Source organism: Paenibacillus sp. FSL P2-0136 (assembly GCF_037975325.1).
Taxonomy (GTDB): domain Bacteria; phylum Bacillota; class Bacilli; order Paenibacillales; family Paenibacillaceae; genus Paenibacillus_AQ; species Paenibacillus_AQ silagei.
In genome coordinates, this window is the sequence record NZ_CP150244.1 from 2584707 (window position 1) to 2599845 (window position 15139).

Below are 15139 nucleotides of genomic sequence, written 5' to 3' on the forward strand. Positions count from 1 at the left end.
GAATCGGTCAGAATATAACGATAGGGCAAGAACGTTACAGAAGCGAACGGAGAATAGATTAAGGAAGGGGAAGCGTCATGAAGAAGTGGAGACCCGGTATCGGGGGCAGCATTGTTCTGCTGCTGTTCATGATTGGCGGCTGTGATGCCCGGAGCAGTACAGACGCTTCCCTGCTGTCTGGCGGAGGCGGAGCAGCAGACACCCGCGAACCCGTCATCCTCCGGTACTCCAGCTATCTGCTGGATACGGCGCAAGCAGGCAAAGTGTATTTTGATGCGATTGCCGAATTCGAGAAGCTGTATCCCCATATTCAGATCGATGCAGATTTCATCCAGAACAATAATTATACGGCGGGGATCAAGATCCGGCTGCTGGGCGGTGAGCCGATGGATGTATTCGATACGTGGTCGCCCAGCCTGTTCGAGGAATTCCGCGCTCTGCGGAGCGATATGTACCTGGACCTGACCGGAGCCGATTTCCTCAAGGAATTCTACCCGAACTCCCTGCTGCCGGTTACGGTGGGCGGCCGGGTATACGGAGCGCCCGAGGTCATGCACAGTGACGGGCTGCTCTACAACAAAACCTTGTTCGACTCTCTCGGGCTGGAGGTTCCGCGCACCTGGGACGAGTTCCTTGCGCTCTGCGTGAAGCTGAAGCAGGAAGGGCTTATTCCGGTGGCAATGGATGCGGAGTGGTCCACAGCCCAGTTCTTCTGGGGGTCTATCATGTCGGATAACGGGGCGGATGCCGCCTGGACGAAGAAGCTGGAGAGCGGGGAGATCCGGACCCATGATCCGGTGTTCGTGGATGCCATCCAGAAGCACCGGGAGATTATCGACCGGGGGTTCGTGCCGCCGAACTGGAAGAGCCTGAAGCATGAGCAGGCCAAGGATCTGGTCGGCACAGGCCAGGCGGCCATGATTATTACCGGAACCTGGGACATCCCCAGCATCAAGGAGCGGAATCCGGCTCAGGATATCCGCTTCATGATGGTGCCGGGCAGTGTGCGGACGGTGCCGAATATCAATGTCGGCACGTACCGGGTGATCAGCTCGCGGACGGAGCACCCCGAGGAGGCCAAGCAGTTCGTGGCGTTCATGAACGGCAGGGCTACGCAGGAGAAGCTGGCCGCAGGCGCTTTGGCAGTGCCTTCGGTCATCTCGGCCCCGACGGACCGGAGCGATTCGGTCTCGTCCATTGCCGCTGCGGTAACGCGCGAGGACGCCACGCTCTATTGGCCGCATACGGTATCGACCGAGTCGCTCCAGGTGAAGATTCTGGAGGGCGTCAACCAGTATCTTGCCGGACAGCCCTTGGAGACCGCACTGGCCAATATCCAGCAGGCGATTGATGAGGCTGCGGCCAAGCGGCGGAAATCAGAGTGACCTGAGCAGGAGATGGGAGATGCCTCTAGAATATAGTCAGGGAGGCAGTTGAATATATAGACTGAAAGGGTAGGACACAATGGTTAAATACAGAACGGCAGCTCCGCACGAACGCGAGGAATACATAGATTTGGCCAACCTTTCCTTCCGCTTTGATTTTGAGGTCCTGATGCCCAAGGCCTATGACACAAGTGTAGATTCTTCCGCCATGCATAAGGTTGCTGTGGACGAGCAGGGCAGGCTGCGTGCGCTGGTGGCTGTTTTTCCAGAGTCACTGACGGTATGTGACCATACGCTGCGCACCGGCTATCTGGGTACGGTATCTGTTCATCCGCGTGCGCGAGGCGAAGGGCATATGAAAGCGCTTATGAACCTGTGGCTTGAAGAGCTGCGGGGTACCTGTGATATGGTTGTATTATATGGACAACGGCAGAGATATGAGTATTTCGGCTTCACGCTTGGCGGTGTCAAGTTCAAATATACCGTGGCAGAGGCCAATGTGCGCCATGGCTTAAGAGGGGTGAATGACACCGGAATAACCTTCCGTCCGCTGTTTGAGGTTGAAGGAGGAGCAGAATTTGCGCATAACCTGAACACCTCGCGGCTTGCTTATGTTGAACGCAGCTTAGAGCAACTGCCGCTGATTTTCGGTACACTCTGTCAAAAGGCACTTGGCGTTCTGGATCAGGGCAATCTGATCGGGTATCTGGTTGTCAACGAAACGGGCGATGATATAGCTGAATTCGCGCTGGAGAAAGCGGATGATATTCAGCGTACGATTAAGGCTTACATGGCCTACAGCAGAGCCGGGCGAATAACGTTGCATGCGCCGGAATATGACCTGCCGCTGAACACAGCGCTTGGCAGCATTGCCGAAGACTTCGTAATCGAGAATTCGGATATGTATCATATTCTGGATTTCGCCAACATCCTGAAGGCTTACCTTACGCTGAAGTTCAAGACCACAGGCATTATCCCGGGAGAATTCTCTGCAGTAATGGACGGACAGCCGGTGACGGCGCGGGTGGACGAAGAGGGCGTGAGTGTCGAGCGGTCTGCCATGCCGGATGCAGTTGTCCTCAGCAAGCAGCAGGCTCAGACGCTTCTGCTTACCCAGCTTGGCCGATATATGGCAGTGGAGGCACCCGCGGGCTGGTTCCCGCTGCCTCTGTTCTGGTACAAGATTGATAAATACTGAGCCATCCGTTGCGCGATAATCCCTGCCCGAAGCGGGCAACGGACAAGCCGGAGACGGGCGCTTATGCGTCTGCCTCCGGCTTGTTGTTGTATACAAAACTAGTGCAGCATCAGATTTAAACTGGTGGATGGGGCGCTTGATGCCTGAAGGACTACAGGAGTGGAGCCACCCCTTCAGATGCCATTCCCAGACGAAGACGGGAGTTGTCCCTTAGTGGCGTTTGCCCGGCATAACGGACTGAGGCGCGCTTATTCTGGATGAAAGTCACCACTTGGGCAAAGGAACGGACCCCAATGACCCTATTCTTGGAATTTCTACTCTAAACATCTTGTAGAGAGACGATAAGGGCTACTCAGTCCGTTAACCCGCAAAAAGTGGCGTTTTCCTGGGAATAGGGTCTCTCAGGTCCGTTAGGAGCAAACTCGAACGGCCGGTGTAGTTTCGTTTTACGGAACCTCCGGGATCTGACCTATTCACAGAATTAAATCTGATGCTGTACTAGATGGACTTCCGGAATTCCGCCGGAGTCATGCCGGAGAAGTTACGGAACAGCTTGATGAAGTAGCTGACGTTGTCATAACCCAGCTGCTCCGCAATTTCAACGATGGTCAGGTTCGTCTGATTGAGGAGGTCACGGGCGTGCTCCATTTTCACCCTGGTTACATACTCAATGAAGGTCAGCCCGGTCTCCAGACGGAATAACCGGCTGAAATGGGTGGGGTTCAGGCCCAGACGCTTCGCCATCTCCTCCATGCCAACCTTCTCGCTGATATGATTCATTACATAACGTTTGGCTTCGGCTATTTCTTTGCGGACATTCTGCTTCCACATGGAGCTTAGCATGAGTATTTTATCCTTCAGGAATTCCTCCAGCCATTCCATGAGCTGCTCCAGCGTTTCGAATTCCTGGATCGAGCGCTGGAGCCGCTCACTGTTGAAGTTGCTGACGAAGTTCTGCATGACGACATATTTCAATTCCAGCTCCATCACCATCTTGAGCAGCCAGCTCTTCACACTCTCCACCGGATATTTCTGGTCCCCGATGTACTGCTTGATCTCCCTGACCTTGGCTGCAAGCTGTGAGCTGTCCTCCTGCTGAATGCAGTCCCTCAGCTGCTGAAGGATCTCCGAATAATGGATGAACAGGTCCTCGCCGCTGGTCTGGACAGGCGCAAGCTTCATAATCGCTCCCTCGGCGGTATAGAAGCGCAGGGCATGGGAATCCAGCAGCGCCTGAATCTGCTTCTTAATGTCGATCAGACTTGTAGTAGCCTCCCCGTAAAAGAAGGAAATTCCCATCCGCAGATGCAGCTTCGCCATTCTCTGGACATGCCGGAAGTGTTCACGGAACTCCTCATAAAGATTGCGGACGAGGATATGCGGCAAAGGAATGAACAGGATGAACTGCCTTTCCGTCAGCGCGAACTGGATAATGCCGTCTATCTCCAGGAATTCCTGCAGCACATTATCCATCACGAACTGCAGGTTCACCACTCCGCCGAACCGCCTCTCCAGCTCATAGGAGCGCTCCGGGACCGCCAGTACAGGCAGATACGGTGTGCCTGTGTGCAGGCTGATGCCCATCGCTTCGGCTTGTCCGTACCACTCGGCTTCATCCCAGACCGGCTGCTCCACGAACATGCGGATGAACCGGGTCCGGATGGCGGCATGGTTCTGGCTGACCAGCTTCTCCATCTGGAGATAGTGGTTACGGGATTTCAATTTCACCTCCAGCCGGGCCACCGCCTCCGTCAATACGGCAATCACCTGATCGATCTGCAGACTCTCCTTCAATATATATTCGGCCACGTTCAGTTTCACAGCCTTCTGGGCATATTCGAATTCCCCGTGGCAGGACAGGATAATCGTCTGCAGCTGAGGGTTCACCTCCCGCGCCTTCTGGATTAGCTCCAGTCCATTCATCGCCGGCATGCCGATATCCGTAAGCAGAATATCCGGCTGATGCAGCTGGCAGGCTTCCCAGGCCTGTCTGCCGTCCGAGCAGCAAGCCGATAGTTCGAGGCCGAGGGTGTCCCAGGGAATCGAAGTGCTTAAATACTCCAACACCGGATAATGATCGTCTGCCAGTACTACTTTATAGGTCATGATTATCTGCTCCTATCCGCTTCACGGGCATGATTAACTGTACGGTGGTGCGTAGCCCGTGAATGCTCTCAATGTTCATCTCGAAGCGCTCCCCGTAGATTAGCTTGAGCCGCTGGTAGACGTTGATTAATCCGATGCCGCGAGCGGACTCTGCCACTGGCGTCCCGTCAGCACTCAGGGCACCTAACTCCGCATCCTTCTGCCTGATGTGCTGAAGCAGGGCTGCGAGCGTATGCTCCTCCATTCCCGTGCCGTTATCCTCGATGGTAATGGTCAGCCTGGACTGAACGAGTCCGATGGTGATGACGACCCGCCCTCCGCTCTGCAAGAACCCGTGCTTATAAGCATTCTCAATAATGGGCTGCAGGATGAACCGCGGCACCGTTTCCAGCAGCAGCTCTTTGTCCACATGCACTGCATATTCCGTAGGATATCTCATCGTGAACCGCATTAACTCCATATACTGCTTCGTGAAATCAAGCTCACTGGCAATGGAGACGAATTCCTCCCGGCTGGAGAAGCTGGCCCGCAGCATAGCGGAGAGGGAGCCGACGATCGCAGCATTCTCCTCATCCTGCTTCATCAGCAGCTTCAGCCGGATCGAACTAAGTACATTGAATAGAAAATGAGGGTTAATCTGGGCCTGCAGCATCGCAATCTCTGCCTGGCGCTTCAATTCCTGCTCCGTCTCCACCTGCCTGAGCATCAGCTGTACCCGGTCCAGCATGTTATCGAAGGAGTGTCCCAGGCTGCCGATCTCATCGGCTCCCCGGATGCCCGAGCGCACCATGAGATCCCCGTCCTCCACCCGGCGGGCCGCCTTGCCCAGGACAAGCACGGGCTTGGTGAATCTCCGCAGCAGAACCGTCAGCGCGAACAAGAAGCTGACCGCAAATATCGTCTGAATAATCAGGCCGGTCCGGTTAATCCCGTTCAACCTTTCCGTCAGCTGCTCATAGGGAGCGACACTGATGAGTCTCCATCTGGCAAACTTCAGCGGCAGTTCAAGGAGGAGCTGATTCTGCCCCTTGAACTTGACGATGTCAGGGAAGACCAGCTCATCTACAGGCAGCAGTTGATCAAAGCTTGTGCCTATCAGCTCCTGGTTCCGGTTCGACAGAATGTTTTCCTCTTCATCCAGCAGATACACATCCTCTTCCAGTGAAGCAAACCGTTCACGGATCGAAGCCTCACTGCGGCTGACAATCAGGTAGGCGTAGGGAGCGGCAGTCGTTTCTTCTCTTAAGGCACGCGCTGTCATGAAGATATACGGCTGCTCAGCCTGCAGGGAGGTCAGGTAATTGTCTTCTGCTCCCATAAATAAGGTGTCATACGGCGGGAGCTGCTCCAGAGTGGAGAACCAGCGCCGCTTCAGAAATTGCCGGGGATCATAATCATAGAAGGAATAATCGGAATAGGCATGTCCTTCCTTATCCAGCAGAGTGATCCTCAGATCGATGGTATCTCCGGCCACCTGCTCAAGGCGGCTGGTCAGGGTCCGCGCAGCTACGGGATTGGTCTTGGCATCCTCCAGCAGGGTCTTGATCTCCGGATCGAAATGGACGAAGTTCGACACCGACACCATCTCTTCGAAGATGACATCAATCTGCGACTGGACAATTCTCAGGGACTGCGTGGATTTCTCCAAGGAGTGCTCGCGGATAATCAGCTTGGAATAGACGTTGGTAATATAGAGCATCCCCAGTGCCGGAATTACAAGGCAGGCGATGGAGGTAAGGATTAGCTTTTGCCGGAAGGAGAGCTGACTGAGCCTGTGCTTTTCTTTCATTAATATCCCTCCAGTAGTAGACCTTCACAGACTTATGGTACTTGATTCTGCGGTTCGGCTCATCCAATAATTTTTTCGATTTAGAAAAAATAATTCTATACAAAGTTTTCGCCACAGATAAATTCGTTGCATGTGCTGTGAAATTTGCCCTTCTATAATAAAGCTACAAACATAAAAAGAGGTGGATAAAGTGGAGGTTATTACTGAAGAGGGGACGGCAAAACGGTCCGGCAGCCCCGGGATAAGCAAGATGCGCAAGCAATCCTTTTACGACAATATTGCAGGGTATTTATTCATTGCCCCCATGCTCATTCTGACCGTAACGCTGGTAATTATTCCGATTCTCCTATCCGGTGTGATCAGCTTCTCGAACTGGAACTTTGTATCCGGGCTGGACGGGTTTCAATTTGTCGGTCTGGATAACTACACCCGGCTGGTGCAGGACGAGTCCTTTCACCGCTCGCTCTTCAACAACCTGATCATGATTGCCGTCGTTCCGGTCGCGATGTTCCTGGCGCTGGTGCTGGCGGTGCTGATCAACAAGGCAACCTATTTCAAAACCTTTTTCAAAGTGATCTACTTCATGCCCTTCATCTCGAGCTTCGTGGCCATCGCCCTGCTCTGGAGAGTACTCTATCACCCGAACAACGGTCCGATCAACGGCTTCCTCAGATCTATAGGGTTCGAGCATCCGCCCATGTGGCTGGCTGATCCCAAGTTCGCCCTGATCTCGGTCATGATTATTATGGTGTGGACTTCACTCGGCTTCAATATGGTCATCTATCTGGCGGGCCTTCAGAATATCTCACGGGATCTGTATGAAGCCGCCGATGTGGACGGGGCCTCACCGCTCAGACAATTCTTCAGAATTACACTGCCGATGCTGTCGCCTACGTCCTTCTTCCTGCTTATCACAGGAGTTGTCGGGTCCTTCAAGGTCTTCGATCTGATTATGGTGTTAACCGGCGGCGGCCCGGCAGGCTCAACCTCTGTCATTGTCTACTACCTGTATGAGGTGGCGTTCGTGAATCTGGAGTCGGGCTATGCTTCGGCGATGGGCATTATTCTGCTGATCCTCATCCTGCTGGTGACCTTGTTTCAATGGGTCGGACAAAAGAAATGGGTCAACTACTAGGAGGTATACACATGCGATCGATCAAGCTTAACCGTGTTATTGTTACCGTTTTCATGGGGGTTGCGGGCATCCTGTTCATCATGCCGTTCTTATGGATGCTCTCCGCCTCCTTCAAGCCCGAGCTGGATGTGATGAAATATCCGATAGAATGGATTCCCTCGAAATGGAATGCGGTGGAGAACTACAAGCAGGTATGGGCGGGAGCCGTGCCGTTCACACTCTATTACTGGAACACGACGAAGGTTACCCTGATGTCTACAGCGCTGTCGCTGATTATTTCCGCCATGGCGGCTTACGGCTTCTCCAAAATCATTTTCAAAGGGCGGGATATTCTCTTCCTGGTTGTCCTGGCCACCTTCATGATTCCGACGCAGGCCATTCTGGTTCCGCAGTTCATTATGTACCGCTGGCTTGGACTGTTCGACAGCCATTTCGGGCTGGTGCTGCTTGCCGCCTCCGGCGTGCTGGGAACCTTCCTGCTGAGACAGTTCTTCCTGGGAATCCATGATGAAATTATTGAATCGGCGCGGATTGATGCAGCGGGCCACTGGACGATCTTCATGCGGATTGCCATGCCACTGGTGCAGCCAGCCCTTGCTACCTATATGATTCTCCGCTTTATCTGGACCTGGAATGATTACCAGAATCCGCTGATCTTCCTTCGTTCCGATTCATTGTTTACCCTGCAGCTGGGCATCCGGAAATTCGCTGATTTCAGCGGCGAGTTCTACTCCTTGATGATGGCAGGTGCCGTATCAGCCATTCTGCCATTGTTAATTATTTTCATGATCGGCCAGAAGCAGGTGATTGAGGGAGTTGCGATGGGCAGTGTCAAAGGCTAGACTAATTACATTACAGGGGGCCAAATCATGTCAAAAGTAAAACGTAATCTATTCATCGCTGTACCGCTGTTATCCCTGCTGGTATCCGGTTGCGGAGGCGCGGGCAATGCAGAGAAGCAGCCGGCGGCAACAGGTGCCGGAACAGGTGCAGAACAAGCGGTAACCATTAAGCTTAGCAACTGGTATGCCAAAAAAATGGACAACTGGGATATCGTCATTGCCGAGTTTGAGAAGCAGCATCCGAACATTAAGGTGGAATTCGCCTCTGCAGAGGACAACAACTCCAACGAGTATTATAAGAAGCTCGACCTGGCGGTGGCCGGGGGCGATGATCTGGATATCCTCATGTTCAGTAACATGACCTTCCTGTCCCAGCGTGCAGGGCTCGGCATGATCCAGCCGCTGGATGATTATCTGGCCAAGGACGGCATTAATTTCAAGGATGAATATACAGCCGATACCAGCATTGACGGCAAAATCTATGGACTGCCCGGCAAGTCCTCCCAGGGTCTGGTCATTATCAATGAGGATCACCTGAAGGAGGCCGGACTTGAGCTGCCTAAGGATTGGACCTGGGATCAGTACATGGAGTACGCCAAGGCGATGACGAAGAAAAACGGTGATAAAACCCGGTACGGCACCTACTTCCACAGCTGGATTCAATATGGATACATGGTGCAGAACTTCGGTCAATCGGTGAATGCGAATCTGACCACCGATGACGGCAAAAAAGCTAATATCGATAATCCATTCATGCGTAAGTCGCTTGAGCTGCGTCTTCAGGGAGAAGCGGAAGGCTCTGCCACACCGTATTCCGAGGTGGTCAGCCAGAAGCTGAACTACAGACCGCAATATTTCAATCAGGATACAAGTATGCTGGTCACAGGCTCCTTCCTGATCCCGGAAACCGGGGGGACTGAGACCATTCCTGCCAGTTTCAAAACGGTGTTTGCTCCGACTCCCAAGCTGAAGGCTGAAGATCCGATTGCAGCGAATGTGAGCGGGGATGTCTTGAGTATATACAGCAAATCGAAGCATAAAGACGAAGCCTACACTTTCCTCCGCTGGTTCTCCACCGAAGGGATTGTGCTGCAAGGCAAGAATATCCCATCCTGGAAAAAAGCCGATCTGAATGATGTGGTCGACCGGATCATTGCAGGCAGCAAAAACCCGGAGATGATTGATAAAGCCTCCCTGCTCTATGTTCTGGAGAATACCAAAGCCACTACGGCAGCTACGGCCGTTCCTTATCACGCCGAGCTGGAGAAGGTGCTGCTGGAGGAGTTCGATAAAATGATGCTGTCCGGTCAAAGTATCGATGATACGATTCAGCATGCACAAACCAAAATTCAGAAGATTATTGATTCCAAATCCTGAATAAAAGAGAACAGAAAGTAGATAGGAGTGTTGTTCATGCTGTATCCAATCATGACGGAAACCCGCAGTCTGTATGATCTGGGCGGGGTATGGAATTTCAAGCTGGACGATGGCTCCGGCTGGGACGAGAGCTGGCAGGCATCGAAGCTCACAGATACGATCCCTATGGCGGTGCCCTCGGCTTACAATGATCTTGGCGTAAGCCCGGAGATTCGTAATCATGTCGGCTGGGTCTGGTATGAGCGGGAGCTGTCCCTTCCGCGTAACGTCATGAATGAGCGGCTTGTCCTGAGGTTCGGGTCGGCGACCCATAAGGCGAAGGTATTTATCAATGGAAGCTTGGTGATGGATCATGCCGGCGGCTTCCTTCCCTTCGAGGGAGTGATTAATGACTATATCCGGCCTGGAACGAACCGGCTGACGGTAGCTGTTCATAACGTCGTGGATTACACCACATTGCCTGTTGGCCTGTACACGGAGACCGAAGGGCCGGACGGGAAGCTTAGGGTGAAGAACCAGCCGAACTTTGATTTCTTCAACTTTGCCGGATTGCAGCGGCCGGTGCGGATCTACTCTACGCCACTCATCTTCGTTCAGGACGTCACTGTAGTGACCGATTATAAGGAGGAGCAGGGGGAGGAGAGGCAAGGGATAGTCCGCTATAGCGTGGACATTAGCGGCGAAGCCGAGGTCCGGGTTACGGTACTGGATGAAGATGGGAACACGGTCTGCTCAGGGACGGAGCCGTCCGGTGTACTGGATATTCCATCTGTCAGACTATGGCAGCCGCTGAACGCCTACTTGTACACCCTGAAGATTGAGCTTCTGCAAGCGGAGCAGGTGGTTGATGTCTATGAGCTGCCGTTCGGCGTGCGGACGGTCCAAGTGAGGGACGGACAGTTCCTGATCAATGGCGAGCCCTTCTACTTTAAGGGCTACGGCAGACATGAGGATACCCCGTTCCATGGACGGGGCCTGGATGAAGCCGCGAACATAATGGATTTCAATCTGATGAAATGGTCCGGGGCCAACTCCTTCCGCACGGCGCATTATCCGTATGCCGAGGAAGTGATGCGTCTGGCCGACCGTGAAGGCTTCGTCGTGATTAATGAGACTCCGGCGGTAGGCTTGGATCTTAATTTTCTGGTGATGTTCTCAGGAGGTTCGAAGAAGGATACCTGGGCAGAGGTCCAGACCTTCGAGCATCACCGGCAGGTGATCCGGGAGCTGATTAACCGGGATAAGAACCATGCCTGTGTAGTGATGTGGAATGTAGCGAACGAACCGGCCTCCTATGAGGATGGGGCGTACGAATACTTCAAGCCGCTGATTGAGCAGCTGCGGGAAGAAGACCCGCAGCACCGTCCGGTGACCCTGGTGACGCATATTGAGGCATCCCCGGCGAACGACAGAATCTCTGAGCTGATCGATGTGCTGGCCTTCAACCGGTACTACGGCTGGTATGTGGACGGGGGAGATCTGGAGTCAGCAAAGGTCAAGCTGCGGATGGAGCTGCAAGCTTGGAGCCGGCGGTGCCCCGGCAAGCCGATGATGATGACCGAATATGGAACCGATACCGTGGCCGGACTGCATGATGTGGAGCCGATCATGTTCACGGAAGAATACCAGGTGGCGTTCTACCGGGCGAATCATGAAGTCTTCGACGAGTTCCAGGAGTTTGTGGGCGAGCAGGTATGGAATTTCGCCGACTTTGCTACCAGCCAGGGTATTATCCGGGTGCAGGGGAACAAGAAAGGCATCTTCACCCGTGACCGCAAGCCCAAGGCGGCAGCCCACGAGCTGCGCCGGAGATGGACGGAGATACCGGATTTTGGGTATAAGAAGTAGATTGAGTTTAAGTTGCAACGTAAGTTTGCAAGTCTCCAACCCTTCAAGCCTCCTGTTATGGGAGGCTTTTTTATACAATAACCCCCGGCTTGGCTGGGGGCCTTATGTGATACGTTGCAAGAGGGGAGGGCGGATATAGTTGGAAAAAAGGCACTTAATTTTGCCGAAATCGAGGGTTGAGGGCAAGCAGTTTGAAAAAGTACACTTAATTCCTGGAATCCGATGGATTTAGCAGAAGTCGGGCTGAGTAAGCTGCATTTTTCCAACTAATTAGTTTACGTACCCCTTTACCGCCAAAATAGATGTACAATTTCCACTTGTATAAGTCCGCCGCCATGAGTCAGACGCTGTAAGTCCCCCGCGCTCTCAACTGTAAGCAACACTCTCTCGAATCTGTAAATCCCCAGCCCACTAATGATCCAGTCCCGCCTTCCGCAGACACTGCGCCTGCCCGCTCCACTTCCCGCGAGACATTCTACAGTTCCTGCTTGGCGTATCTGCCCGGGGACATGCCGGCCACTTTGGTGAAGCTGCGGATGAAATTGGCGTAATCGCTGAAGCCAGATTGATAGCAGGCCTCGGTGATGCTAAACCCTTCGCGGAGGCAGGCCTTGGCTAATGAAATCCGGCGGTCCAGGATATAGGAACGGAGCGTTAAGCCTGTATGCTGTTTGAACTGGCGGCTAATATAGGTGCTGTTCAAATGAAAGGTGCTGCTAAGCTGCTCAAGCGTGAGGGTCTGGCCCAGATGGGCATCAATATACTCCATGGTCCTGCGGACCAGCTCCGGCATGATATCTGCAGGAACGATGCTTGTTCTATGAAACACGGTGTTGGTCAGCACCAATAATTGAGCAAGCATGCTGTTGGCGAGGATATCTGCCCCATACGCATCCGATGAGAGGACCTCCTCCAGATCGCCGGTCAACTTGAGAACCTGCTGAAGCTCGGCTTCCTCCAGATGCACGATGTTGCCCTTACCCTTCGGGCGGTAGTCGAAGCACCAGGATAGAGGGGTGGCCGGAGTAGACAGGCGGTGCAGATAAGATTTTTGGAGATTGATCGTAATCCGTTCATATTCCGATTCATCCTGGCTGAAGGAACGATGCATTTCTTCCGGGTTCAGCACAAGCAGATCTCCGCGCTGCAGGTGGTAGCAGCTGTTCTCAATATAGAACTTGACGTTGCCGCGCAGAAATAAGTACAGCTCATACGCTTCATGGCGGTGATAGAAGGTTCCCATATTATAGGTGGTTGTCCTGTGCAGGTAGAGGTAATCTTTATGGATAGGGTCATAGCGAAGCTCAAATGGCTCGTTCATAGGTAACCTCCGGATCATTTCGCGCAATAATAACAGCGGAACCTGCAATGATTCTTCTCTGGAACTACTTTAAAATGACATTATCCTAGCATGCAGGAATATGATTTGCAACCCTTTTATCGTATTACAACAGACTGGAGGACAGGGTAGTGGAACTGATCATAACGGCAAGAAGCAAGGCTCAGGAAGATCCTGAATATACCGGACTTAACGGGCATGGACTACATGCATCCGTTGAGATAACAGGCGGGACAGGCAGTGCACAGCACCCCTTTCAGGCTCATGTACAGATCACGAATCTGAACAGCACGCCTTGGTCAGGCGTTATTCATGTGGAGTTGCCGTTCGCTAAGGCTGATCCGCGCTTTTTTCTTCCCGCCTTTATGTATGGGCGCAACCGCGGAGAGGCTCCGCAGAATGTTCCGAATGAGTTCCCGCGGCTTAGAGACGGCCAGCCCTCGCGTCCTTCTTCTCCCTGGTGGATGGTCCGAAGCGACCGGCTGTCGCATCCGGCGGCGCTGGCATATGACAACGGTAAGGTATGGGGACTGTGTGCCAGCCCTTACTTTATATACAGGGAGGGAGAGAAGATCCAGTGGAAGCCTGGACTAGAGGGGGAGTTCTTGCAGTATGGCGGCTTCACCTGCTCGCTTGCCAAGGGAACGGTCGGCTATACGCTGGGGTATGAGAATGCTCCGCTTCTGTTCATCAAATCGCGTCTTGTCAAGGAACGGGCACCGCTGGAGGAGAACTGCTACGAACTGGCGGCATCAGAATCTGTAGCGTTCATGCTGGATTTGTATGACTACAAGGCTGAGTCTGAGCTGGGCATCAATGCCGCGCTGGAAGAGATCTATTCCCGCTATCATCAGCCCCCAAGACCCGGCAGCGGGATCAGGAGCGCTGCGGCCGATCTGTCGAAGGCCATCTATCAGTATGCGTGGCTGCCTGAGGACCGGAGTTACACAACCTTTGTCTATGAGGACAAGGAGACGGGCGGGTACCGGTACAATAAAATCATCTCCATCAGCTGGACAAACGGTCTGACTGTAGCCACCCCTATGCTGATGGCTGCGCTGCGGCTGGGGGATGAGCCGATGCGCGGGCAGGCGCTATCCTGCATTGAGAATATCATCGGGAACTCCATGAACCCGGCTTCCGGTCTTCCCTATGAGGCCTATCAGGACGGGAAATGGAGTATTAACGGCTGGTGGTTCGACGGAATGCGTACTCCGGGACATTCCGCCTATCTGTGCGGACAGGCCTTATTCTATATTATGAAGGCCTATGAATACGAGAAACGGCTCAAGCATGTCGTTCACGAGGAGTGGGTGGACTTCGTGCGGAAGATTCTCCCCGTACTGGAACGAAGCCGGAATTCGGACGATGAATACCCGACGATTCTCTCCGAGCGAACCGGTGCCGGGCTTGAATACGATTCCTTCAGCGGGACCTGGATCATGGCTGCCATAGCCTACTATAGCTGGCTAACCGGAAACCGGTCGCATCTGGACAGCCTGAAGCGCAGCGAGCGGCATTATTATGAGACCTATGTGAGACGGATGGAATGTTATGGGGCGCCGCTTGATGCGGATAAGGCGGTAGATTCTGAAGGGATTCTGGCGTATATCAGAGCGGTCAGATATCTGCATGCCCTCACTGGGGATGAGCTGTATCTGGATCATATGAGGGATGCGCTTGCTTACGAATTTACCTTTAAATTTGCTTACAATTCACCAGTGAAGGTGCCGCCGCTAAGCACGGTGGGGTGGTCGAGCTGCGGGGGAAGCGTGACCTCCGTCGCCAATCCGCATATTCATCCTATGTCGAGCAGCGTGGTAGATGAGCTGTATTATTATGTGAAGCGGCGTGAAGATCCGTATGTGAAGCAGCGGATGCTGGATACCATCGGCTGGGGCTGTCAGACCTACAACCGGTATGACCGGGAATTCGGTCACGGCCTGACGGGCTGGATGTCCGAGAGATTCTGCCACTCGGAGGGTCTGGTGACCGAGACCTACAGTGACGGTTCACCGGCCAGCACCTGGTTCTGTCTGATGCCTTGGGCCAGCGGCAGTATTATTGAAGGTCTGGTTGGCGAGTACTGGGAGGCGGACAGCGAGTAACGCTATTAATTC

General features: G+C 53.4%; 10 protein-coding genes. 7 read left to right on the forward strand and 3 right to left on the reverse strand.

Annotation, left to right across the window (positions count from 1 at the left end; translation table 11 throughout):
* The first annotated feature begins 77 nt into the window (after positions 1-77).
* Positions 78-1385 (forward strand): extracellular solute-binding protein, encoded by a 1308-nt coding sequence (locus NYE26_RS10600; protein WP_339255631.1) that lies wholly within the window; start codon positions 78-80, stop codon positions 1383-1385.
* A gap of 79 nt (positions 1386-1464) precedes the next feature.
* On the forward strand, positions 1465-2583 hold the full coding sequence (locus NYE26_RS10605) for a GNAT family N-acetyltransferase (protein ID WP_339255632.1): 1119 nt from the start codon (positions 1465-1467) through the stop codon (positions 2581-2583).
* 498 nt (positions 2584-3081) lie between these two features.
* Here the strand turns inward: NYE26_RS10605 and NYE26_RS10610 are convergent, their stop codons facing one another.
* Together NYE26_RS10610 and NYE26_RS10615 are read right to left on the reverse strand one after the other, a co-directional pair.
* The gene (locus NYE26_RS10610) at positions 3082-4689 is read right to left on the reverse strand and encodes a helix-turn-helix domain-containing protein (protein ID WP_036729972.1); all 1608 of its coding nucleotides are present in this window, start codon (positions 4687-4689) and stop codon (positions 3082-3084) included.
* Entirely contained in the window at positions 4679-6478 is a 1800-nt protein-coding gene (locus NYE26_RS10615; RefSeq protein WP_339255636.1) for a histidine kinase, read from the reverse strand. Before NYE26_RS10615 ends, NYE26_RS10610 begins: the two co-directional genes overlap by 11 nt.
* A gap of 190 nt (positions 6479-6668) precedes the next feature.
* Between NYE26_RS10615 and NYE26_RS10620 the strand changes: the two genes are divergently transcribed.
* From NYE26_RS10620 to uidA, 4 genes are read left to right on the forward strand one after another with little or no spacing between them, the layout of a single operon-like run.
* Positions 6669-7613 (forward strand): sugar ABC transporter permease, encoded by a 945-nt coding sequence (locus NYE26_RS10620; protein WP_339255638.1) that lies wholly within the window; start codon positions 6669-6671, stop codon positions 7611-7613.
* An 11-nt stretch (positions 7614-7624) separates the two neighbouring features.
* Positions 7625-8455, forward strand: a complete 831-nt coding sequence (locus NYE26_RS10625; RefSeq protein ID WP_209875756.1) for a carbohydrate ABC transporter permease — start codon at positions 7625-7627, stop codon at positions 8453-8455.
* 27 nt (positions 8456-8482) lie between these two features.
* On the forward strand, positions 8483-9832 hold the full coding sequence (locus tag NYE26_RS10630) for a sugar ABC transporter substrate-binding protein (RefSeq protein WP_339255641.1): 1350 nt from the start codon (positions 8483-8485) through the stop codon (positions 9830-9832).
* Between the two features lie 36 nt (positions 9833-9868).
* On the forward strand, positions 9869-11680 hold the full coding sequence (uidA, locus tag NYE26_RS10635) for a beta-glucuronidase (protein WP_339255643.1): 1812 nt from the start codon (positions 9869-9871) through the stop codon (positions 11678-11680).
* A gap of 475 nt (positions 11681-12155) precedes the next feature.
* On the opposite strand, the gene NYE26_RS10640 is transcribed toward uidA, so the two are convergent.
* Complete coding sequence (locus NYE26_RS10640; RefSeq protein ID WP_339255645.1) at positions 12156-13001, reverse strand: AraC family transcriptional regulator; 846 nt, start codon at positions 12999-13001, stop codon at positions 12156-12158.
* Positions 13002-13150: 149 nt separating this feature from the next.
* Here NYE26_RS10640 and NYE26_RS10645 point away from each other — a divergent pair, with 149 nt between their 5' ends.
* The gene (locus NYE26_RS10645; protein WP_339255647.1) at positions 13151-15127 is read left to right on the forward strand and encodes a hypothetical protein; all 1977 of its coding nucleotides are present in this window, start codon (positions 13151-13153) and stop codon (positions 15125-15127) included.
* Positions 15128-15139: the final 12 nt, after the last annotated feature.

Bases quoted from the DNA above. Each gene is read 5' to 3' on its own strand.
- NYE26_RS10640 (WP_339255645.1), bottom strand. From the start codon at position 13,001: ATGAACGAGCCATTTGAGCTTCGCTATGACCCTATCCATAAAGATTAC.
- NYE26_RS10625 (WP_209875756.1), top strand. From the start codon at position 7,625: ATGCGATCGATCAAGCTTAACCGTGTTATTGTTACCGTTTTCATGGGG.
- NYE26_RS10605 (WP_339255632.1), top strand. From the start codon at position 1,465: ATGGTTAAATACAGAACGGCAGCTCCGCACGAACGCGAGGAATACATA.
- NYE26_RS10630 (WP_339255641.1), top strand. From the start codon at position 8,483: ATGTCAAAAGTAAAACGTAATCTATTCATCGCTGTACCGCTGTTATCC.
- NYE26_RS10600 (WP_339255631.1), top strand. From the start codon at position 78: ATGAAGAAGTGGAGACCCGGTATCGGGGGCAGCATTGTTCTGCTGCTG.
- NYE26_RS10615 (WP_339255636.1), bottom strand. From the start codon at position 6,478: ATGAAAGAAAAGCACAGGCTCAGTCAGCTCTCCTTCCGGCAAAAGCTA.
- uidA (WP_339255643.1), top strand. From the start codon at position 9,869: ATGCTGTATCCAATCATGACGGAAACCCGCAGTCTGTATGATCTGGGC.
- NYE26_RS10610 (WP_036729972.1), bottom strand. From the start codon at position 4,689: ATGACCTATAAAGTAGTACTGGCAGACGATCATTATCCGGTGTTGGAG.